The sequence below is a fragment of the Paenibacillus chondroitinus NBRC 15376 genome, from assembly GCF_004000765.1.
GTDB lineage: Bacteria > Bacillota > Bacilli > Paenibacillales > NBRC-103111 > Paenibacillus_E > Paenibacillus_E chondroitinus.
The window spans coordinates 281,090-300,684 of record NZ_BILW01000004.1 but is presented as its reverse complement, the minus strand read 5'-3'; the positions used below and the strand labels follow the sequence as shown (position 1 = coordinate 300,684).

Annotated in this window: 19 protein-coding genes; 2 read left to right on the top strand and 17 right to left on the bottom strand. The window is 47.4% G+C overall.

The window, feature by feature from the left end:
• Positions 1-38: 38 nt before the first annotated feature.
• The 12 genes from glnA to PCH02S_RS07680 all read right to left on the bottom strand — a co-directional run bounded on the left by glnA (position 39) and on the right by PCH02S_RS07680 (position 12,422).
• Complete coding sequence (gene glnA, locus PCH02S_RS07735; RefSeq protein WP_246068984.1) at positions 39-1,379, bottom strand: type I glutamate--ammonia ligase; 1,341 nt, start codon at positions 1,377-1,379, stop codon at positions 39-41.
• 38 nt (positions 1,380-1,417) lie between these two features.
• Complete coding sequence (locus PCH02S_RS07730) at positions 1,418-1,828, bottom strand: MerR family transcriptional regulator (protein WP_127451665.1); 411 nt, start codon at positions 1,826-1,828, stop codon at positions 1,418-1,420.
• Positions 1,829-1,924: 96 nt separating this feature from the next.
• Positions 1,925-3,145 carry a methionine gamma-lyase family protein gene (locus tag PCH02S_RS07725; protein WP_397369852.1) on the bottom strand — a complete coding sequence of 407 codons (1,221 nt, stop codon included), beginning with the start codon at positions 3,143-3,145 and terminating at the stop codon, positions 1,925-1,927.
• Between the two features lie 32 nt (positions 3,146-3,177).
• A complete protein-coding gene (gene hflX, locus PCH02S_RS07720; RefSeq protein WP_127451661.1) occupies positions 3,178-4,506 on the bottom strand; it encodes a GTPase HflX in 1,329 nt (442 codons plus the stop codon).
• A 183-nt stretch (positions 4,507-4,689) separates the two neighbouring features.
• Entirely contained in the window at positions 4,690-5,961 is a 1,272-nt protein-coding gene (gene efeB / locus PCH02S_RS07715; protein WP_127451659.1) for an iron uptake transporter deferrochelatase/peroxidase subunit, read from the bottom strand.
• Positions 5,962-5,984: 23 nt separating this feature from the next.
• Positions 5,985-7,145, bottom strand: a complete 1,161-nt coding sequence (locus PCH02S_RS07710; RefSeq protein ID WP_127451657.1) for an EfeM/EfeO family lipoprotein — start codon at positions 7,143-7,145, stop codon at positions 5,985-5,987.
• A gap of 28 nt (positions 7,146-7,173) precedes the next feature.
• The gene (locus PCH02S_RS07705) at positions 7,174-8,655 is read right to left on the bottom strand and encodes an FTR1 family iron permease (protein ID WP_127451655.1); all 1,482 of its coding nucleotides are present in this window, start codon (positions 8,653-8,655) and stop codon (positions 7,174-7,176) included.
• A 171-nt stretch (positions 8,656-8,826) separates the two neighbouring features.
• Positions 8,827-9,795: an AAA family ATPase gene (locus tag PCH02S_RS07700; RefSeq protein ID WP_127451653.1), complete on the bottom strand. Its 969-nt coding sequence runs from the start codon at positions 9,793-9,795 to the stop codon at positions 8,827-8,829.
• A gap of 136 nt (positions 9,796-9,931) precedes the next feature.
• Positions 9,932-10,234, bottom strand: coding sequence for an antibiotic biosynthesis monooxygenase family protein (locus PCH02S_RS07695; RefSeq protein ID WP_127451651.1), 303 nt, complete (start codon positions 10,232-10,234; stop codon positions 9,932-9,934).
• A 26-nt stretch (positions 10,235-10,260) separates the two neighbouring features.
• The gene (locus PCH02S_RS07690) at positions 10,261-10,887 is read right to left on the bottom strand and encodes a histidine phosphatase family protein (RefSeq protein WP_127451649.1); all 627 of its coding nucleotides are present in this window, start codon (positions 10,885-10,887) and stop codon (positions 10,261-10,263) included.
• A 37-nt stretch (positions 10,888-10,924) separates the two neighbouring features.
• Positions 10,925-11,926: a lipoate--protein ligase gene (locus PCH02S_RS07685; protein WP_127451647.1), complete on the bottom strand. Its 1,002-nt coding sequence runs from the start codon at positions 11,924-11,926 to the stop codon at positions 10,925-10,927.
• 16 nt (positions 11,927-11,942) lie between these two features.
• Entirely contained in the window at positions 11,943-12,422 is a 480-nt protein-coding gene (locus PCH02S_RS07680) for a GNAT family N-acetyltransferase (protein ID WP_164819471.1), read from the bottom strand.
• A 154-nt stretch (positions 12,423-12,576) separates the two neighbouring features.
• Here PCH02S_RS07680 and PCH02S_RS07675 point away from each other — a divergent pair, with 154 nt between their 5' ends.
• Both PCH02S_RS07675 and PCH02S_RS07670 read left to right on the top strand, forming a co-directional pair.
• A complete protein-coding gene (locus tag PCH02S_RS07675; protein WP_164819470.1) occupies positions 12,577-13,380 on the top strand; it encodes a GNAT family N-acetyltransferase in 804 nt (267 codons plus the stop codon).
• Positions 13,381-13,418: 38 nt separating this feature from the next.
• Positions 13,419-14,288 (top strand): SDR family oxidoreductase, encoded by an 870-nt coding sequence (locus PCH02S_RS07670; protein WP_127451641.1) that lies wholly within the window; start codon positions 13,419-13,421, stop codon positions 14,286-14,288.
• Positions 14,289-14,376: 88 nt separating this feature from the next.
• Here the strand turns inward: PCH02S_RS07670 and PCH02S_RS07665 are convergent, their stop codons facing one another.
• The 5 genes from PCH02S_RS07665 to hfq all read right to left on the bottom strand — a co-directional run bounded on the left by PCH02S_RS07665 (position 14,377) and on the right by hfq (position 19,536).
• On the bottom strand, positions 14,377-15,084 hold the full coding sequence (locus tag PCH02S_RS07665; protein ID WP_246068983.1) for a YdcF family protein: 708 nt from the start codon (positions 15,082-15,084) through the stop codon (positions 14,377-14,379).
• Entirely contained in the window at positions 15,056-15,748 is a 693-nt protein-coding gene (locus PCH02S_RS07660; protein WP_127451639.1) for an alpha/beta hydrolase, read from the bottom strand. Before PCH02S_RS07660 ends, PCH02S_RS07665 begins: the two co-directional genes overlap by 29 nt.
• Before the next feature lie 55 nt (positions 15,749-15,803).
• Positions 15,804-16,514, bottom strand: coding sequence for a peptidylprolyl isomerase (locus PCH02S_RS07655; RefSeq protein ID WP_127451637.1), 711 nt, complete (start codon positions 16,512-16,514; stop codon positions 15,804-15,806).
• A gap of 41 nt (positions 16,515-16,555) precedes the next feature.
• Positions 16,556-19,153: a PBP1A family penicillin-binding protein gene (locus PCH02S_RS07650; RefSeq protein WP_127451635.1), complete on the bottom strand. Its 2,598-nt coding sequence runs from the start codon at positions 19,151-19,153 to the stop codon at positions 16,556-16,558.
• A gap of 143 nt (positions 19,154-19,296) precedes the next feature.
• Positions 19,297-19,536: an RNA chaperone Hfq gene (hfq, locus tag PCH02S_RS07645; RefSeq protein WP_127451633.1), complete on the bottom strand. Its 240-nt coding sequence runs from the start codon at positions 19,534-19,536 to the stop codon at positions 19,297-19,299.
• Positions 19,537-19,595: the final 59 nt, after the last annotated feature.

Genomic DNA, 19,595 nt, shown 5'->3' with positions numbered 1-19,595 from the left:
GGGCTATCTTATCTAATTTTCAAATATTGCTGATGATCTTAGTACAGGGATAGATATTGATCTCTTTCCCATTGGTGAACCTGTGTGCGGTACATATCCCACTCGATCTCTTTGAGCTCATAGAAATGTGCTAAAGCATGCTCGCCGAGCGTATCGCAGATCACATCGTCGCGCAGCAGCTCGTCCAAAGCTTGTTTCAAGTTGAGTGGCAAGCTTGGGATGCCTTGGCTTTCTCTCTCCTCTTCTGTCATCACATAAATGTTGCGATCCGTTGGAGGAGGCAGCTGCATTTTGTTTTTGATGCCGTCCAAACCAGCTGCAAGCATAACAGCAAGCGCCAAGTATGGGTTCGCCGCTGGATCCGGATTACGAACTTCAACGCGCGTGCTTAAGCCGCGGGAAGCCGGGATACGAATCATCGGACTGCGGTTGCTCGCAGACCATGCGACGTAACAAGGTGCTTCGTAGCCAGGTACGAGACGTTTATAGGAGTTAACCGTCGGGTTCGTAATCGCTGCAAAGGAACGGGCATGGCGAAGTACACCTGCCATATAATGTCTTGCAACATTACTTAAACCTAACTTATCTGACTCATCGTAAAATGCGTTGGTTTCACCTTTGAACAAGGATTGGTGACAGTGCATACCAGAACCATTCATGCCGAACAGTGGCTTAGGCATAAAGGAAGCATGCAGACCATGCTGTCTGGCAACCGTTTTAACAACGAGTTTAAACGTTTGAATTTGATCGGCCGCTTTAATCGCATCCGCATATTTGAAATCGATTTCGTGTTGACCAGGAGCTACTTCGTGGTGAGACGCTTCAATCTCAAAGCCCATTTCTTCCAGCGTTAGCACGATATCGCGACGGCAGTTTTCACCAAGATCCATCGGAGCCAAATCAAAGTATCCGCCTTGATCGTTCAGTTCTGTCGTTGGATTGCCTTTCTCATCGGTTTTGAACAAGAAGAACTCCGGTTCAGGACCAACATTCATCGCTGTGTAGCCAAGCTCTTCCGCTTGCTTCAGCGCTGTTTTCAAGATAGCGCGAGGATCACCCGGGAATGGACGCCCATCCGGCATGTAGATATCGCAGATCAAGCGAGCCACTTTGCTTTCCGTTACCCAAGGGAAAATAACCCATGTATCCAAATCAGGGTACAGGTACATATCTGATTCTTCAATCCGCACATAACCTTCGATGGAAGAACCGTCAAACATCATTTTGTTGTCCAACGCTTTTTCAAGTTGGCTGAAAGGAATCTCAACGTTCTTGATACTTCCCATCAAATCCGTAAATTGCAAGCGAATGAAGCGAACATTCTGTTCTTTAGCAATGCGCAAAATATCTTCTTTGGTATAGTTGTTGTTGTAAGTCACGTTCATTCTCCTCTCATTTTACAAGCGCTTACGGAGTGTTATTTATAAAACCGGGAAAGCTGTCCTTGGATGAGGGAAACCTGATCCGGACGCTTGCCCCCGCCAATCAACTGCTGTTTAAGCATTTTGTGCAGTTGGGAGTCGGTTAGTTCCTTACGCTTAACTTCCGTATGCTCGTTCAAAATCGTAGCGTCTTCCGAATCTTTATCGACTGGGATGAGCACCTGCTTGATCCCTGCGATGTTCACGCCTTTTTCAATCAAATCTTTAATTTCAAGTAATCGTTCAACATCATTAAAGGAATAGAGTCGTTGATTGCCGCCAGTTCTGGCTGGAATAATAAGCTCATGCTGCTCGTAATATCGAATTTGTCGTGCGGTTAGATCTGTCAGCTTCATGACGATCCCGATAGGGAATAACGCCATATTTCTACGTATTTCATCACTCATGCTAATCACTCCTGCAAAGTTAAGTACCTCTCCTATATTGTACCTAAGTAACAAAAACGTGTCAAGGAGTGTAAGGTTTGTTCACAGTCTTATTTTTCAAAGCAATCCCTTGTCTACCATATGTTGGATTGCCGTAAGCACCCCTAACTTACAATGTGAATAGGTAAGTCCTCCCTGCATATACGCGATGAACGGCTCGCGAATCGGAGCATCGGCGGACAGCTCCAGGCTGCCGCCCTGGATGAAGGTCCCGGCCGCCATAATGACGGGATGCTCATAGCCGGGCATATCCCACGGCTCGGGCACCACGTGCGAATCCACGGCAGCCGCTTTCTGGATGCCCTGCACGAACGTGATCAAGTGATCCGCCGACGTGAAGCGGATCGCTTGGATTAAATCCGTCCGCTGCGCGTCCCAACGCGGATGGCTCTCGAAGCCCAGCTGTTCGAATACGGCACTAGCGAACACCGAGCCCTTAACCGCTTGCCCGACGAGATGCGGGGCAAGGAAAAGCCCCTGAAACATGGCTCGCGTAGCACCGAGCATGGCCCCGACCTCGCCCCCAATGCCAGGGGCGGTCAATCGATAGGCGGCGAGGTCCACGAGATCCTGCCGCCCGGCTATGTAGCCGCCGGATGGGGCTATGCCGCCTCCGGGGTTTTTGATCAGTGAGCCAGCCATCAGATCGACACCAACCTGTGTCGGCTCCTGCAGCTCGGTGAACTCCCCATAGCAATTATCGACGAAAACGATAAGATTAGGGTTTACTTCTTTGACAAATCGGACCATCTCTCCGATTTGTTCGATTGTGAACGACGGCCGCCACGAGTAGCCGCGCGAGCGTTGGATGCCGATCACCTTCGTGTTCGGCTGAATAGCAGCTGCGATAGCCGCCCAGTCGGGCGATCCGTCCTCCAGCAAGGCTACCTCATCATAGCCTATGCCGAAGTCCTGCAGCGAGCCTGTGCCGTCGCCGGGTTTGCCAATCACCTTATGCAAGGTGTCATAGGGCTTCCCTGTGATGTAAAGTAGATGTTCGCCTGGTCGAAGCACACCGAACAAAGCTGTCCCAATTGTGTGCGTTCCTGACACGAAATGCGGACGAACCAGCGCTGCCTCTGCCCCAAAGCTATCCGCATACACAAGATCGAGCACCTCTCTGCCGCGATCATTGTACCCATAGCCGGTGGAGGAGGCGAAATGGTAATCACTTACTTTATGTTTCTGAAAAGCGCTGATCACTTTCCATTGATTCAGATCGATTGTTTTTTCAATGTGACGAAAAGCGCTTTCGACTTGGCGTTCAGCACTTTCCATCAACGACATGACTTTATCCCCAAATTGCATGATTAATAAATCTCTCCCTCGCTGTCCTCTTGCTGCCCTTGCTTCGCTTGCTGGTCATACGCGACCAACTGATAAGCTACTTTTACATAATCATCTTTGTTAACACGGACTTTAAATACCATATCCTCGCCGTCCACATCCGTCTCAAGAACATCGCCGATTCGGTACATCAAAGAGATAACATCTCCTTTATTAGCAGGGATACGAAACTCTTTGCTCTCTCCCATCAGCTTTTCTTGAATAGCAAGCCGCAGACGTTCCAAATCCTCTTGATTGAAGGCGCTGATCTTCAGAAACTCTCCTTCAGTCGTCAGCATTTCCCGCTCTTCCTGAGAACAAGCATCGATTTTGTTGAAAATCGTAAGCTGTTCCTTCTGATGAGCGCCAAGCTCCTGAAGCACCTCGCCTACGACGCGCATCTGCTCATTGCGCATATCTGTCGAGCTGTCGACGACATGAAGAATGAGATCCGCTTCATTAGCTTCTTCCAATGTAGCACGGAATGAAGCTACAAGATCATGCGGCAGGTTTTGAATAAAACCTACGGTATCTGTAAGAACGATCTCTTTGCCACTTGGCAGTTCCATCGTCCGTGATGTCGGGTCTAGAGTAGCAAAAAGCTGATTCTCAATATAGACGTCTGCTTGCGTCAATTGTTTCAATAAGGTTGATTTGCCGGCATTCGTATAACCGACCAGGGCAACCTGAAACACACCGGTTTTCTTCCTGCGCTCCCGGTGCAGCGTACGATGTCGAACGACCTCTTCAAGCTGCGCCTTCAACTCGTCGATACGCCCCCGGATATGCCGGCGATCTGTCTCCAGCTTGGATTCCCCGGGCCCTCTCGTACCGATACCGCCGCCCAGCCTGGAAAGATTCTTCCCTTGGCCGGAAAGCCTAGGAAGCAAATAGCTGAGTTGTGCCAGCTCAACCTGGATAATACCTTCTCGCGTCTTCGCACGCTGCGCGAATATATCTAGAATAAGCTGTGTACGATCAATGATTTTGACATCGAGGGCCGCTTCCAAATTACGGACTTGAGCGCCCGATAACTCTTGATCAAATATCGCCGTGTTGCCTCCCAGCTCTTCCAACATTGCTCTGAGTTCATCCACTTTCCCTTTACCAATGAACCATTTACTATCCTTCGTCTCTTTGTTCTGCGTCATCGTTTCCAAAACCTGCACACCGGCGGTTTCAGCCAGTTTCACGAGCTCCTGCAGCGAATACTCAGCAATCGCTTCATTACGCTTCTGCTTCTGTGTGACCAGACTTACAAGCACAGCACGGTCATCAATTTCTTTTTCAACCATATGTGAAGTTGTTTTCATAAGTAATTGTTCTCCTTTACCTTGCACTATCACGATTGAAATCCACTAAAATCGGCAGATTCCTTCATCATTGTGTAGGAAATGCTTGGGAAAGTCAATTTACTGCGAAGGAAAATTCAATTATAGCCATGATAATCAAAAAAACCGAAAGGCACGTGGCCTTCCGGTATCTTTCCACAAATGTTACGCAAATAAACTTTGACCTAAATATGAGCCTTTTGAAGGAACCCCGGGAAGCACGGCGAAATAACCGCCGCCTGTCGTATCCGTATAAGCTAACATTTGATCGGGAAGCTTCGGATTCGTCAACCTTTTCTGAATCGATTCAAACTGCGTCTGAATGTTCCGATTGAAACATACGAACAGCAAACCGGCACTTAAGCGTCCTACGCTGTCGAGGTTCTCCATGAAATTATAGCCTCTTCGCAAAATACGTTCACGTTCGGAATTCTCGCCTGTGCGCGGATTCGAGAGGCGAATGTGGGAATCCAGTGGTGTAAATTTGCCTTCGGCATCTCCTTGGAAATTAGGCTGATCCATTTCCTTTTGGCCATCCAGCGGTGCCCCGGAAACTTTTTGACGACCTATAATGTCCTCTTGAGCAGCGTACGTTTGTTGATCCCAAGTTTCAATTCGCATTTGAATGCGGCGCACGACCATGTAAGTGCCACCGGCAAACCAGGAGGCACCATCAGAACTATCTGCCCAAACGTTATTTTTCATAAATGTCTCATCGTTCAAAGCCGGATTATTCGTGCCATCCTTGAAACCAAACAGATTGCGCTTGGTTCCTTGCGCTTTGATGCCTAACTGTCCGGTTTGCTGCCAGCGCAAATGAGCAACCCCACGTGCAGCCTTGGCTAAATTCCGAATAGCATGAAAACAAACCATCGGATCATCCGAACAAGCCTGAATCAAGATATCGCCATGGGTTAATTGATCCTGCAAGGAGTCTTTATGAAAGATCGGCATCTCCGTTAAACCCGAAGGTTTACGTGAACGAAGTCCGAATCGATCGACCCCTTCCTTTTCGAAAAGTGAGGCGCCTACCGCGAAAGTAATCGTCAATTTCCCCGTATCTAACCCTATCTGCTCCCCTGTATCCGTTGGAGGAAATTTAGCCTCTTGAGGCTCGGCTGCCAGCGGTTTACCCGCCATAAGCGTAGCTGCCATTTCGGTCCAATGCTGCAGGAGCTCCTTAAGCTCCTGCACATTCTCAGTCGTAACATCGAAAGCCGCCACATTGGCAAAGTTCTGAGCAGGCGTCACGACACCCGTTTGATGAGTGCCATAGAAAGAGATCGTTTCACTCTCAACATTGGCTTTGTTAACATTAGCCTCTGCCGCATTAGGAACCGCTCCTTGCGCTTTCCCCAGCAAATCACCGAGCACGATTCCCGCTGCTCCTGCCGCAGTCATCCCCAAAAAAGCTCTGCGATTCATTTTATCCGCCATTGCCGCTTCTCCTTTCCGCTCGTTTATTTACTTAACGTTCCCGGCATTTTTACCAGAGGCTCTGCCAAAGCTTCCAATTTATTTTTCAAATCAACTTGTTTGGCTTGATCCAGTTTTCCAAAATCGTTCCACGTTGGTCCAACTGGCGACAGTGTGTTCATCGTATCTATGACAGCTGCCAAGCTTTTTGAAATTTTCTCATCTAAGGCTGCATCTTTCTTCTTCAATTCACCTTTGACAAGATCATAAATCGCTTGAGCGCCTTCAACATTCGCCCGGATAACAGGCACGGTAGCCCCGCTCCAGCGTTCTTCTTCACCTGTAATTTTACTGGACTGCGCTTCCTCCATCAATTCCCCAACACCAGCGATAAAGTCTGAAGGTTCGATTGTTGTAGCTGCGATTGCCTGCTGCATTTTCTTGCCGTCTTCCAGTAATCGGGCAGAGAATGGTTCAGCATCTTTTACATTCTTTTTCACAAAAAGCAAGTGCTCAATTCGGTGATAACCTGTAAATGCCGGATCTTTTTCGTTCTTGAAATCATCCACACGAGCATCCATCACGCCGTCCAACTCGCTGAATGTCTCAATGATTGGTTCAATTCTTTCATACGGCATACGGGACTGTCCATAAGCTTCCTGCGCTTTTTTCAAATCGCCGCTTTTCACTGCTGCATCAAACTGTTCCAATACAGTGACAAGTTGTTTCCCTTGATCTTGTACATATTTATTATAAGCTTTCGCTGCTTCTTGAAGCTCTTTGGAAGCCTCGATGACATCTTTATTGACTGCCCCTTTATTGTCCGTAAAAGCTGTCGTTAACTCCGTTATAGCTGTTTTTACGTTCGTGTTAAGTGCTGTTAGTGTGGGATAATCCAACTTGTCTTGTTTCAAACCGGCTTCCAAAGGAATCAAAAATTTCTCCACTTTAAAATAAAGTTCCGGGAATTTCGGCTTCACTTCGTCCTCAAAGCTGGCCCATTGATCTTCCAATTGCGTTGACAACTTCTTCGCATCTTTAATTTTATTGGCATCTAATTGGCCTTTTAGTTGATCAATGCTTGTTAGGAGCGCTGCGGATCCTTCCTTGAAAGGCACTTTCGTAACTTCCGTTGTTTCCGTTTTTCCGCAGCCTGCGAGTACTAGCGTTGTTGCTGCCGCTAAAATAATAAGTTTCTTTTTCATGAATGAGTGCCCCTCTTCGATTAAAAAATTATTTATAGACAGTACGATTTTTGTTTTGAATCCGTTTTAGGTGTTCCCAGATGACGGTGAACAATGCCGCTATGAGAAGAATAAATTGAGGAATCGCACTCTCTAATGTCGGATAAAGAGCAACGAAATCCCAACTTGGCAGCCAAGATGCCGTCGTAGCTGGCAGATAACCGGCTAGCTGTAGACCGTGGACGCCCATACCGGCAAACTTGAAGCACAGGTAAAATACGAAAAAGCTTGAAACCAGGAAGAAAGGCCGCATCGGAATACGCAAGCCGACTTTTAAAATAAGGAATGCCACAATAATCAGAATGACTACACCAATGACGATGCCGCTGACCAAAGAGGTCAATGAAATCGAGGATGCCATTCCGATCATGAAGAGAACCGTCTCCGTGCCTTCGCGGAATACTGCCAGGAAAGCCAGCAAGCTTAATGAAACCAAGCTCCCTGTCGCTAGCGCTTTGACGCTCTGATCTCTTATGTACTTCTGCCAGTTCGAAATACTTGACTTGCTGTGCAACCAATAACTCATATATAGCAGCATAACCGCAGCGAAAATGCCAGTGCATCCAGCAATTAAAAAGTTGTTATTGCCAAAAGCGCTAGCTGAGAACAGCTGCTGAACGACGATGCCAAGAGCGATACTTATCAATAGTCCGCCGAGCACCCCGTACCAAATCCATTGTTTTTTATCACTATGACCCGATTTATTTAGAAACCCGAGCAGGGCAATAACGACTAGCAAAGCTTCCAGTCCTTCTCGCAGCAATATCGTCGTTGCATCCAGCATGGTGTATCTGGTTTTGGCAGCTAACGGATTCAGATCTGCATGCATACGTGCAATCGTTGCTGAAGCTTCATTGGCTTGAGCAGGCGACGCAGACAGCTGTGCATAGGCTGTGACCATGTCTCTTTCCATGGATGTATAAACAGCGGAAGACTGTGTAAGAACAATCCCCTCTATCTGCAGCCAAGAATCTCGAAGCGTCTGAATACTGGCCGAAGCCCCTTCCACATCGTTCTCTTTTAACTGTGCGGCTGCTTTGTCCAAAAGTGCAACCAAATCAGCAACCGATACTTGGCCATCGCCCTTAGGAGCTTGACCAAAAGCATCCAAATTCCCTTCGATAAAGTTCTTATTTAGCGTGTGAAGCTCTTTCAAGCCCGTTAGAAGCTTTTGCTCATCGATGGGCTGCTTTACCGTTTGAAAGGACACCTCACCCATCGCCTGCTCGATCTTCTGATAAGCTGCAAGCGAGCGTTCCTTCACGCCACCTTCATAAGATAACCAGTTCATTTGAAACGTATCGAACAGTTTGGAAGCCTCTTCCACCTTCCCGCTCTCTGCAGCTTGGATAGCACGCACAATATTCTCGTCTTCTTTCGCGAGGTCATCCTCTGCTTTAGCGAAAACGGAAAAGGGGACCGTTAAAAATAAGACCAATGCGATCCAGCAAGCAATAAACATTTTAGGCATGATAGCAAAAGCCCTCCTTGGCCAATCAATCACCAATCCGGTTAAGACTGATAATCATTATCAAGATCTAATTACTCTGTCTATTTTACTCCGTTCTTTCAACCTGTCAATTCCTTTCAACAAGAAAAAAAGCCATTTAACTTAAAAAAAGTTAAACAGCTTTCCAAATGTTCATTTAAATTTCATATCTTCGGGCCGGATCGACATTAATTCCGATTTGGAAGGGGCATTCACATATTGACTGAGCAGCCTCACCGCTTGATGCCTCATCGCTTTCTCCAGAATATTGCGAACATATCTTGCATTGCTAAAAGCCCGCCAAGTCGCTGCCTTCTCCTCCATCAAATGCTGTTTAAGTTTCATTACCGTTTGTGGCATAAGCACATATTCACGGTCTTTGGCCATAAGTTCCGTAATCTGAATTAATTGTTCAATGGGATAATCTTCAAAATCAATTTGAATCGGGAACCTGGAAGGCAGCCCGGGATTCGTAGCAAGGAATTGCTCCATCTCGTCGCTATAGCCGGCGAGAATCAGAATAAAGTCATTTTTTTTATCCTCCATACCTTTGACCAGCGCGTCGATCGACTCCTTCCCGAAGTCTTTATCCCCTCCGCGCGCCAAGCTGTAGGCTTCATCGATGAACAGGATCCCGCCCATCGCCTTTTTCATCAATTCCCTCGTCTTAAGAGCTGTATGTCCAATGTATTCACCTACGAGATCTGCCCGTTCCACTTCAATAAAGTGCCCCTTGCTTAACACACCCATCGCGTGAAACATGCGTCCCATCAACCGGGCGACCGTCGTTTTCCCCGTTCCGGGACTCCCTTTGAAAATCATATGGTACACATGCGCATTGCTGATTAATCCGGCCTCTGCGCGGAATTGAGAAATTTGGAGCAGCGCATAGATTTCATGCACCAATTCTTTGACATTATCAAGACCTATCAATTGATTCAGCTCTTTAAAAATATCCGATAACGGACCCTCAAGCGGCGTCCTTTTTCCGGTTTGCTGCGGTTCTGTTTCGGCCTGCGGCGAAGCATGAAGCTGGTCGCCGGCGCCATCAACCGCTCGCCGCTGCTCTGGCTGCCGCAAGACGATGTTGATTTGTCTGGATGGCAAGCTCCGACCACTCATGAGGATCACCTCGTTTACAAGTTGGTTTCGATGGATGGTATCTATCCATCCTACGCGCATTCCATGTTTTTTAGACCGATCATTAGAGCTTATACAAGAGAAAAAGCCTCCGATCCAAGCCGGAAGCTTTTCTACTTTATTTGCTATATGTTTGCGTCAGCGTATAATGCTCTACAACCGGGAAAGGATCATAGAAATGATGCAGCAGCTTGCGCCATTCCTGATACTCAGCCGATCCTCGAAAGCCTACGGTATGGTCCTCAAGCGTCTCCCATTGCACAAGGAGCAGATATTTGTTCCCATCTTCGATGCATGACTGCAGTTCGTGGGATACATACCCTTTCATCGACGAAATAATGGATGATGCTTCGCGGAAGGCTGCTTCAAATTCTGTATTTTTCCCGGCAATCACAGGTAAAATGGCAACTTCAAGAATCATTGTCGATCCCTCCTAATGGTTGAATGTCAGTACCCGAAGGCTTCGTCTTGAAAGTGCGAAGTGTCTGCATGAAGACGGATGTGCGGCTCGTTATTTACGATTTCAACTAGACTTAAACACGTTGGATGAAAATATGGCGGATTCCAAAGCTCAGCAAGCCCTCTCCGTTCAAAATAAGCCATAATGACTTTCAGCGTGACGGTGTGTGATACCAGCGCGATCGTCTGCCCCTCGTGTGCTGCAAGCAATTGTTCAAGTGCCGGGGTCACCCTTTGCTGCAAATCCGAATAGGTTTCGCCACGCGCTGAACGATACGCTTCCGGATTACGCCAGAAGGCATGGAAATTATCGGGGTCTAATCGCTCAATTTCATCCGAGATGCGCCCCTCCCAGTCGCCTAAATTCATTTCCCGCCATTCATCCGAAGGCTGAATCGCCAGATCGCGATCCCCTTTGATAATACGTGCAGTTTGCAGCGTTCGACCGCTGGTGCTTGCATACATAGCTTCAAAGGGAACATCTTTCAAAGCGTAGGACAACCATAAAGCTTGCTGCTCGCCTAAAGCAGATAGTGGTGAATCCATATGCCCCTGCATGCGTCGCTCCTCGTTCCAAAGCGTCTCCCCGTGCCGGATCAAATATAGTTTCGTCATTGCCTGATCTTCCTCCCCCAGGATGAATCTAAATTACTTAAGTTAACATGAGCAGAGTAACGAAAGAGTCAAGCTCCAAAGCGCCAAAGTACCGCCGCATTTCAACGCCTTCCAGCCGCTCTCGTACAGCCTTTTCTTCATAACGGGAGCCGCGCAGCACTTCTTCCAGCTCCGCTACATCGCTAGCGCCGAAGAAATCGCCATAAATTTTAATATCTTGAATTAGGCCTTCTTCTATTGCTAACCGAACATCCAATTTCCCAACACCTTCGAAGCGCTTGGAGTTTTGCACTGTACTCTTCGGCGATTTGCCGTAGTTCCAATCCCAGTTCCCGTAACGTTCTTCGGATATGCTGTGAATCTGGCGCCAGTCTTCATCTGAAAGCTTGTACGTCGGCACTTGCGACGCCTCCATCCCGAATATAGAGGCCAATAGTTGCAGACGGAACTCTTCAATCGTTAAAGGAGCATCCAGAAACTCAACGATATTTGCAACTCTGCTGCGAATCGATTTAATCCCCTTGGATTGAATTTTATCAGGACTAACCTTGAGCGCAGACGCGACATTTTCGATCTCTGAGTTGAATAAAAGCGTGCCATGGCTGAACATCCGGCCTTTGGTTGCAAACTGCGCATTGCCTGAAATTTTACGTTCGCCGACCTGGATATCATTTCGTCCTGTTAATGCCGCTTCTACCCCGAGTTTGCGAAGGGCTTCTACGACAGGCTCCGTAAACTTTTGAAAATTGTGAAAAGAATTACCGTCATCTTTGGTAATGAAGCTAAAATTCAAATTGCCTAAATCATGGTACACAGCTCCGCCGCCGGACAGTCTGCGAACGACATGCAGGTTATGATCTTTTACATATTCCGGATTGATTTCTTCCAGGGTATTTTGATTTTTGCCAATAATAATGGATGGTTCGTTCATATAAAAAAGCAGGTAACTGTCCTGATCCGGCAGATGCCTTAACGCATATTCCTCGATCGCCAAGTTGATCCGTGGATCTGTTATTCCTTCGTTATCTATAAATCGCATGCATATGCTCCTTTAACTAGTAAGATAAATCGGACGTCATCGTTCGATTAAGTGTGGACATGCCCAAGGAATGGTAGAAAGCGATGGCGCTCTCATTAAATTCCCATACATTAAGCTCAAGGGAGGAAGCCCCCTGGTCCCGCGCCCACGCTGCCGATGCTTGATAGAGCAGCGTTCCTACACCTTGCCGCTGGAAGTCAGGAGACACCGCTAGTTCGTTCAAATAAGCGTAAGAGCGTGGCACCAGCGCCTCATAGGATGGGCTTTTTTTCATCTCCAGCATCGCTACACCGACCACTTGCCCGCTTGTCTCAGCGACCCATATGACCTTGTTCACCTGATCGGAAAAGCTGCGGTACCAGCCCATGGCAACGACGCGATCCAATTTTGCAAAATATTTAGGCAGAGCAGCCGCGTGCTCCTCTTGGCCGAAACGGATAATGGCGTTAACTGCCTCATAATCTTCGGAACGCGCCCGTCGTATGATAAATTCCAAATCATTCACTCCTGATGCCAGTTTGCAATAAACTTTCCGTCGTTTCATAGCTTACATCAATGGACTGTTTTTTTCCACTTTTGATATTGTATTTTTATACATTAATATGTATATTTATTTAAAAAACCTCGAAAGAATCGAAAGGAGTCTACGTATGATGAACGATTCCATCACTTTTTACAACGAAATCGATACGATTGCATCCAACACATGGCCTGCCGAAATTACCGCTTATATTGATCATTGGCAATTGCGAGCCACCCAAGGTGTCACGAAACGTGCCAACAGTGTGCTAGCCATCGGTGATTATCCGAAAACCGCCGACTGGCTGCCGCTTGTCGAACAATTTTATGCTGACAAAGGCCTTCCTGCCATTTTCCATATTAGCGATGCATCCCCTCCTGGGTTGGACGAAATGTTGGATTCACAGGGGTATGTCCATGAGCTTCCATGTCTCATGATGTTTGCTAACGCACATGAAGCGGCCGCACTCGCACAGGAGAAACTTTTGTTAAAACCACCTTTGTCAATTACAACCGAATGGTTGGGCGAAGTGGACGAGGAATGGTTGGATGCTTTTCTTGAGCTTGAACGTTACGACAAGACGCTCAAAGACTGCTACAAAGGAATATGTGACCGAATCTCCAAGACCAAAGGGTTTGTAAAAATAAAAAAAGATCATCAAATTATCGCAGTCGCCACGGCCATTGTCGAAGGCGAATTTGCCGGCTTTCTGAATGTGGTTGTAAGCGAGAAAGAGCGGGGCCAAGGTCTGAGTTACTATCTTCTGCACGCTCTCACGTCTTGGAGTCTGGAGCATGGCGCAACCCAGCAATACTTGCAAGTTGTCGCTTCCAATACGACCGCTGTTTCGTTATATGAAAAACTTGGTTATCAAACCAAGTATCGCTATCATTACCGAATGAAGTATGATTTGGCCCCCTTTGCATCATCCTAACTAAGAATTTGTTAGGGATATGAAAGGAGCTTACTTGCATGGCAACAGCTACTACGCCAAAACCTGTTTTTCCACCACAGCATCAAAATACACAACCTGGCATTGAGTCACAAATGAACCCGCGTCCCGAGTTTGACAACGCTGCTTACAAAGCAGCCGGCAAACTGAAGGATAAAGTCGCGCTCATTACCGGAGGCGACAGCGGTATAGGCCGAGCAGTTGCAGTAGCCTTTGCCAAAGAAGGCGCCGACGTCGTGCTCGTCTACCTCAATGAACACGGAGATGCGGAAGAAACGCAGCGGCATGTGGAGAAGGCGGGTCGGAAGTGTCTCCATGTCGCAGGTGATGTTGGCGATGAGAACTTTTGCAAGAAAATTATCGAGCAAGCCGTTCAACAATTCGGGAAGCTCGATATTCTCGTGAATAACGCCGCCGAACAGCATCCGCAGCCAAGCATTGAGAATGTGACGTCCGAGCAGCTCGAACGAACCTTTAGAACGAACATCTTCTCTCAGTTTTATTTAACCAAAGCTGCACTGCCCCATCTGAAATCGGGAAGCGCCATTATCAATACAGCTTCCATCACCGCTTACCATGGACATGAGCAGCTGATCGACTATTCCGCCACGAAAGGCGCGATTGTTACTTTCACACGTTCCCTCTCCTTGCAGCTGAACGCCAAGGGCATTCGCGTGAACGCCGTCGCGCCGGGTCCAATCTGGACACCGCTGATTCCGTCTACTTTCACGGAACAGGAAGTCGCGACCTTCGGCTCAACGACGCCAATGAAGCGCGCAGGTCAGCCAAGTGAGCTTGCTGCAAGCTACGTCTTCCTGGCCAGCGAGGATTCCTCCTATATGGCAGGTCAGGTGCTGCACGTGAATGGTGGAACCATTGTTAACGGCTAAAGAATAAGAAGAACCGTCAGGGAAATCCACATCCTGACGGTTCTTTTCGGTTTAACGAGCATCTCAGCGGAACTGGAGTCCGTTCCACTTAGACGCCTACCTTGAGCAGCAGCTTGTCCCATATCCATTTCGTGTAAGCAAGCGTTTCTCTAGCTTCATGATACGGCATGAACAGGACTTTGGAATCGATGGATGAAACGAGCGGCTCTTTCAATCCAACCGTTTCCGCGATATCAAGCGATCGCGAGCCATGATAAGAATGCGTCACAATGATGGAGCTCACAAAGCCCTGCTCGTCCATAATTTGCTTGGAGAACAACAAATTCTCGTACGTACTTGTCGCCCGCGGTTCGATCAGAATGCTTTTGGCGGGCAGCCCCTTTTGGACTAAATAATTGCGCATGCCCTCTGCTTCAGTCAGTTTAGAGCCATTATGATCCAAACCGCCGCTTACGATCAGTTGTTTGAACTTTCCTTGTTTATATAAGTTAACAGCTAAATCCAAACGTTCCTGAAGCCCTGGGCTTGGAATATCTTGACGCAGTGATGCGCCTAGTACAATTCCGACGTCAACCTGCTTAGGCAAAACTTGGTCTGGAGCGACTTGCACCTTCCATTGTACGTAAATTATCCAAGCTACACCGAGAAGGAACACAACGATAAATGTTCGGAATAAATAAGCTAGCCTTCTGCGAAGTTTTGACTTTGGAGCCGCTTTTGAAGATGGTTTCGCAGCTTTGCGCGGTTTTGGGGAAACCGTTCGTTGCTTATGGTTCATATTTGATTTGGCTGTCATCCAGGTGCTCCTTATCCAAAAATGCGCTTACTTGCCGAAACAATGCAGCCGCATCCTCGCTATGGCAAATGAGGTGGTTGGATCTCGGATGCCAATGGAGCTCACGTTGACCCTTCACTTTGCTATAAATGTAACGCGCACTTTGTGGATGAATCACTTGATCCTTCTCTGATTGTGCAATTAACGTAGGAATACTCACTTGACTCAGTTCGGGCTTTAATTTGTTAACTAGCCGCGCAAACTGCCAAGTGGCTCTCAGTGGTGTTGATTTGGCCTTGTCGAGCGAAATTTTCCGCTCATATTTCCATTCATCCCGCATCACTTCCAGCATCCGCCCTGGACTTACATAAATGACTGCCGTATTTAATAAAATGAGCCTGCGAATCGGGTATCTCACGGATAAATATGCTGCCAGCAAACCACCCATCGAGAAGCCTACCATGTCAAATTCGCCGTATTCTTGCGTCATTTTCTCCGCTTGCTCTTCGGCAGCCCTCACCCAATCTTCCCAGCGGGAAGTTTTCAGTTGGTTATTGGCATCCCCATTCCATGGGAGCTCCGGTACCTTACAAAGTTGACCGCGTTCACGCAAATGCCGAGCTAACGGCTCAACTTCATAAGGCCCACCTGTAAATCCGTGGAACAATAAACAGGGTTGTTTCACTCGGCATCCCTCCCGTCAAACTTTCCATAGTAATGTCAATACATTGTAATTTATTCTATTTTTCCTTAATCGTGATGGAATTGATTGTTACCTTTTCTTTCGGTTTGCTTGGCGTAGCTTCTCCGCCCTTTTCTACAGGCGTGTCAGCAATTTTGGCTATTGTTGCCATCCCCTCCTGCGTCACTTTCCCAAAAATGGTATAGTTCGGCATTTGGTTCAAGTTCGCGCAATCATCGCCTGAGCAGATGAAAAACTGGCTGCCATTCGTATTGGGACCGGAATTCGCCATTGCGACTGTACCGGGCTCGTATTTGTGCGTGGTTTTGAGCTCATCCGCAAACTTGTAGCCAGGACCGCCCATGCCCGTTCCTTGCGGATCTCCTGTTTGAATCATAAATGATTTGATAATACGGTGAAACGTCACATTATTGTAAAAGCCCTCTTTGGATAAAAACACGAAGTTGTTAACCGTTTTGGGAGCTTCCTTCGCATAAAGATCAATCGTGAACGAACCTTTCGACGTCGTCACTTCCGCTTGATAATTTTTATTTGTATCAATCGTCATATCCGGAGCTTTGCTCCATTGCTTTGCCGCTGCAGTAGCAGCTGGTGAGGCAGCAGCAGAAGCAGCCGGCGCTGTGGCACCGCTTTTTGGCGTAGCCGTACCGCCGGCAGTTTCCGTTGGTTTGTTACCGCAGGCCGAAGCAAGCATTGTAAGTGCGATCAATGTGAGTGGTAATAGTTTCGCTGGTTTAAGCAGGTTCATTGTAAATTCCTCCGTCTAGTGGTGGGTTTCAAATAACTTCATTACGGCGTTTTGGGAACAATAACTTGTTCCCCATCTGGCTTGCCATCCTTCGGTTTATCCGGAGTTCCATTCCCCGGTTTGGTTGGAGGCGTTGGTGTCGGACTTGGTCCATTGCTTGCGTTCGGGCTTGAACTCGGAGATGGACTTGTACTTGGACTCGGGCTTCCACCTGGCTTGACCGTGTTACCCGGCGTTGGCGTAGGTGTAGGCTTCGTTCCCGGTGATTGCGTCGGATTTGTCGGGTCCATCCCATTGCCTGGTGAAGGTGTAGGCGACACTCCAGGCGATGTAGACGGCTTCGTTCCATCCGGAAGCGTGTCATCCTTAGGTACTTCCACGGAAGCCACATTGGACCTAGCGCCTTCGACATTCGTATCTGCACTGAACGGAACAACATAATACTGATACGTTTCCCCGCTGAATACGGACGAGTCATTCACGATTGGCGTAGGTGATTGGATCAGAAGTTTAGCATCCGTCTCCTTGGAACCCTTACGGTACACATTATAACTCGTCTTCTCGCCAACCGGTGTCCATGTTAGTTTAACAGATTTCTTATCAATCTCATAAACAGCCGCTAGATCGGTAACTCCAGTAGGCGTCTCCGTTGGTGTCGGCACATTCGCCGGCTTAACGAAATTGGTGACAGGAACGCCATCCAGTGACTTGGACATGATCTCTTTGAAAATTGCCGCCGTGCCTCCGCTTCCGACGGTCACGTAATGCTTCGAATCTACCTTATCAAAGCCTTCCCACACGGCCGCCGTCCACTCCGGCGTATAACCAACGAACCAGACGTCACGGTCATACTGCTCGATACCTTTAATATCCAAACCGGTTGACCCTGTTTTACCTGCGACAGGACGATTGAATTTCGCTTTCGTACCTGTGCCGCCTGTTTCGACAACTCCTTGAAGAAGAAGGGTCATATAATAAGCGGTTTTCGGCTGAATCACTTGTTTCTTCTCTGCTTTATAAGCAGCGATTTCTTTCCCTTGAGCATCCGTTATGCGAAGAATCGCATGGGTTTTGTTAAGTGATCCTTGGTTCGCGAAGGCTGAATAGGCAGTTGCCATTTGCAGTGGCGAAACCCCATCCGTAAGACCTCCTAGGGCGATAGCCAAGTTTCTATCTTTCGTCGGATTCAGCTGGATGCCCAGGTTTTTAGCAAAATTGATACCTGCACCTACGCCCATTTTATCTAGAAGCCAGACTGGAGCTAAGTTATACGACTTTTTCACGGCTTCAAGCATCGTGACTTGACCATGCGTTACACGGTCATAGTTGCGTGGCGAATACGTCCCATTCCCGAATGAAGTTTGAGAATCATCTAATATGGAATACGGTGTATAATCCCCGCTCTCTAGGGCAGGTCCGTATGCAGCGATTGGTTTAAAAGAAGAACCCGGCTGCCTTTTGGAATAAATACGGCTGAATCCACGCGATTTGTAATCACGGCCGCCAATCATCGCCATCAAACCGCCTGTTTTGTTGTCTACAATAACCATGGCGCTTTGAATTTTCTGTCCATCCGTAGCATCCTTCTGGAAAAAGCTCGGATTCGCGTAAGTTGTTTCCATGATTTGTTGCGCCTTCGTATTCATCGTTGTGTAGATGCGGTAACCCTTCGTCAACAATTCATCTTCATCAATATCGTACATATCTTCCGCTTCATTCATCACGTAATCCACGTAGCTGGCATAATCCTTGGTGCTCGTTGCTGCCGCCGCAGGAGGTGTATAATCCACAGCCGCTGCTTTCGCACGTTCAGCTTCTGTTATATAACCTTGATCTGCCATCAATTTGAGCACAACACCTCTTCGCTCCTTAGACAGATCCGGATTCGCTAACGGCGAGTATTTCGAAGGTGCCTTCGGCAAAGCGGCTAATGTAGCCATTTCCCATATCTCTAAGTCATTCAAATTGGACTTGCCAAAGTAAACCTTGGCTGCCGCTTTAATGCCATAAGCATTGCTGCCAAAGAAAATGCGATTTAAATAACGCTCAAGAATTTCATCCTTGGTGTACTTTTCATCCAAAGCAAACGCAATGGACATCTCCGTTCCTTTACGGAACGCTGTTTTCTCTGAGCTTAGGAACACGTTTTTGGCTAATTGCTGGGTAATGGTGCTTCCGCCTTCAACGGCGCTCATATGAATAACGTCCTTGACCAGCGCTCGGCCAATCGCCCAGAAGTCTACACCGGAGTGCTGCTCAAACCGGCGATCTTCCGTCGCAATAAACGCCTGCTTCAATCGTTCCGGAACGTCTTTGATGTTCACGCTCTCCCGGTTCTCGCCTTTATAAATCTTGGCGATTTCCTTAGGCTGTGCATCCTTGCCTTCTTCCTGCGCATAAATAAGGGTTGATTCCGTCGTCGTCTCGATTTTATCGATATTTGTTTCCAGAATCTTAAAGCCGTTCATAATAACGACAATATAAATAGCCATTGCACAAATGATTGCCAATATCGTTGCTATAATGGTACCTAAGATTAATTTGCGAAAATTAAACTTCTTTTTTTTAGGACCTTTCTTCTTGCCTTGTGGTTTCGTTTTGGTATTCGTTGTTGACTGTTTATTCGTAGGTCTCTCCAAATCCACCGACTCCCTCGTTGTACAATTCTTTATCTATTAACCAAGAAAAGAACAACCTTAAACAAGGTTGCTCCCACAAGTGTCTATTCGGTTAGACGGTTCAGTCCATTAAAAAGTTGCAAAACCAAACGAGTAAAGGAATATTATTCCGTTGTTTCCGTTGCAGCCATTAAAGAAACAGCGCGTTGCGGCGTGAACGTAGAAATGGCATGCTTGTACACCATTTGCTGACGGCCTTCGCTGTCAATGATAATCGTGAAATTGTCAAATGCGCGGATAAGCCCTCTGATTTGGAACCCATTCGTAAGATAGACGGTTACGGGAATGCTTTCTTTGCGAAGTTGATTTAAAAAGTTGTCCTGAATGTTAATGGATCGGTTCATCAGTAGGTCCCCCTTAATGGAATGAAACTATCGCCTGACGGCGCTATTTTCTAGTGGTC

Excerpts from the sequence above, each read along its gene's own strand:
- PCH02S_RS07730 (WP_127451665.1), bottom strand. The coding sequence starts at position 1,828 with ATGAGTGATGAAATACGTAGAAATATGGCGTTATTCCCTATCGGGATC.
- PCH02S_RS07725 (WP_397369852.1), bottom strand. The coding sequence starts at position 3,145 with ATGGAAAGTGCTGAACGCCAAGTCGAAAGCGCTTTTCGTCACATTGAA.
- hflX (WP_127451661.1), bottom strand. The coding sequence starts at position 4,506 with ATGAAAACAACTTCACATATGGTTGAAAAAGAAATTGATGACCGTGCT.
- efeB (WP_127451659.1), bottom strand. The coding sequence starts at position 5,961 with ATGGCGGATAAAATGAATCGCAGAGCTTTTTTGGGGATGACTGCGGCA.
- PCH02S_RS07710 (WP_127451657.1), bottom strand. The coding sequence starts at position 7,145 with ATGAAAAAGAAACTTATTATTTTAGCGGCAGCAACAACGCTAGTACTC.
- PCH02S_RS07705 (WP_127451655.1), bottom strand. The coding sequence starts at position 8,655 with ATGCCTAAAATGTTTATTGCTTGCTGGATCGCATTGGTCTTATTTTTA.
- PCH02S_RS07700 (WP_127451653.1), bottom strand. The coding sequence starts at position 9,795 with ATGAGTGGTCGGAGCTTGCCATCCAGACAAATCAACATCGTCTTGCGG.
- PCH02S_RS07695 (WP_127451651.1), bottom strand. The coding sequence starts at position 10,234 with ATGATTCTTGAAGTTGCCATTTTACCTGTGATTGCCGGGAAAAATACA.
- PCH02S_RS07690 (WP_127451649.1), bottom strand. The coding sequence starts at position 10,887 with ATGACGAAACTATATTTGATCCGGCACGGGGAGACGCTTTGGAACGAG.
- PCH02S_RS07685 (WP_127451647.1), bottom strand. The coding sequence starts at position 11,926 with ATGCGATTTATAGATAACGAAGGAATAACAGATCCACGGATCAACTTG.
- PCH02S_RS07675 (WP_164819470.1), top strand. The coding sequence starts at position 12,577 with ATGATGAACGATTCCATCACTTTTTACAACGAAATCGATACGATTGCA.
- PCH02S_RS07670 (WP_127451641.1), top strand. The coding sequence starts at position 13,419 with ATGGCAACAGCTACTACGCCAAAACCTGTTTTTCCACCACAGCATCAA.
- PCH02S_RS07665 (WP_246068983.1), bottom strand. The coding sequence starts at position 15,084 with ATGACAGCCAAATCAAATATGAACCATAAGCAACGAACGGTTTCCCCA.
- PCH02S_RS07655 (WP_127451637.1), bottom strand. The coding sequence starts at position 16,514 with ATGAACCTGCTTAAACCAGCGAAACTATTACCACTCACATTGATCGCA.
- hfq (WP_127451633.1), bottom strand. The coding sequence starts at position 19,536 with ATGAACCGATCCATTAACATTCAGGACAACTTTTTAAATCAACTTCGC.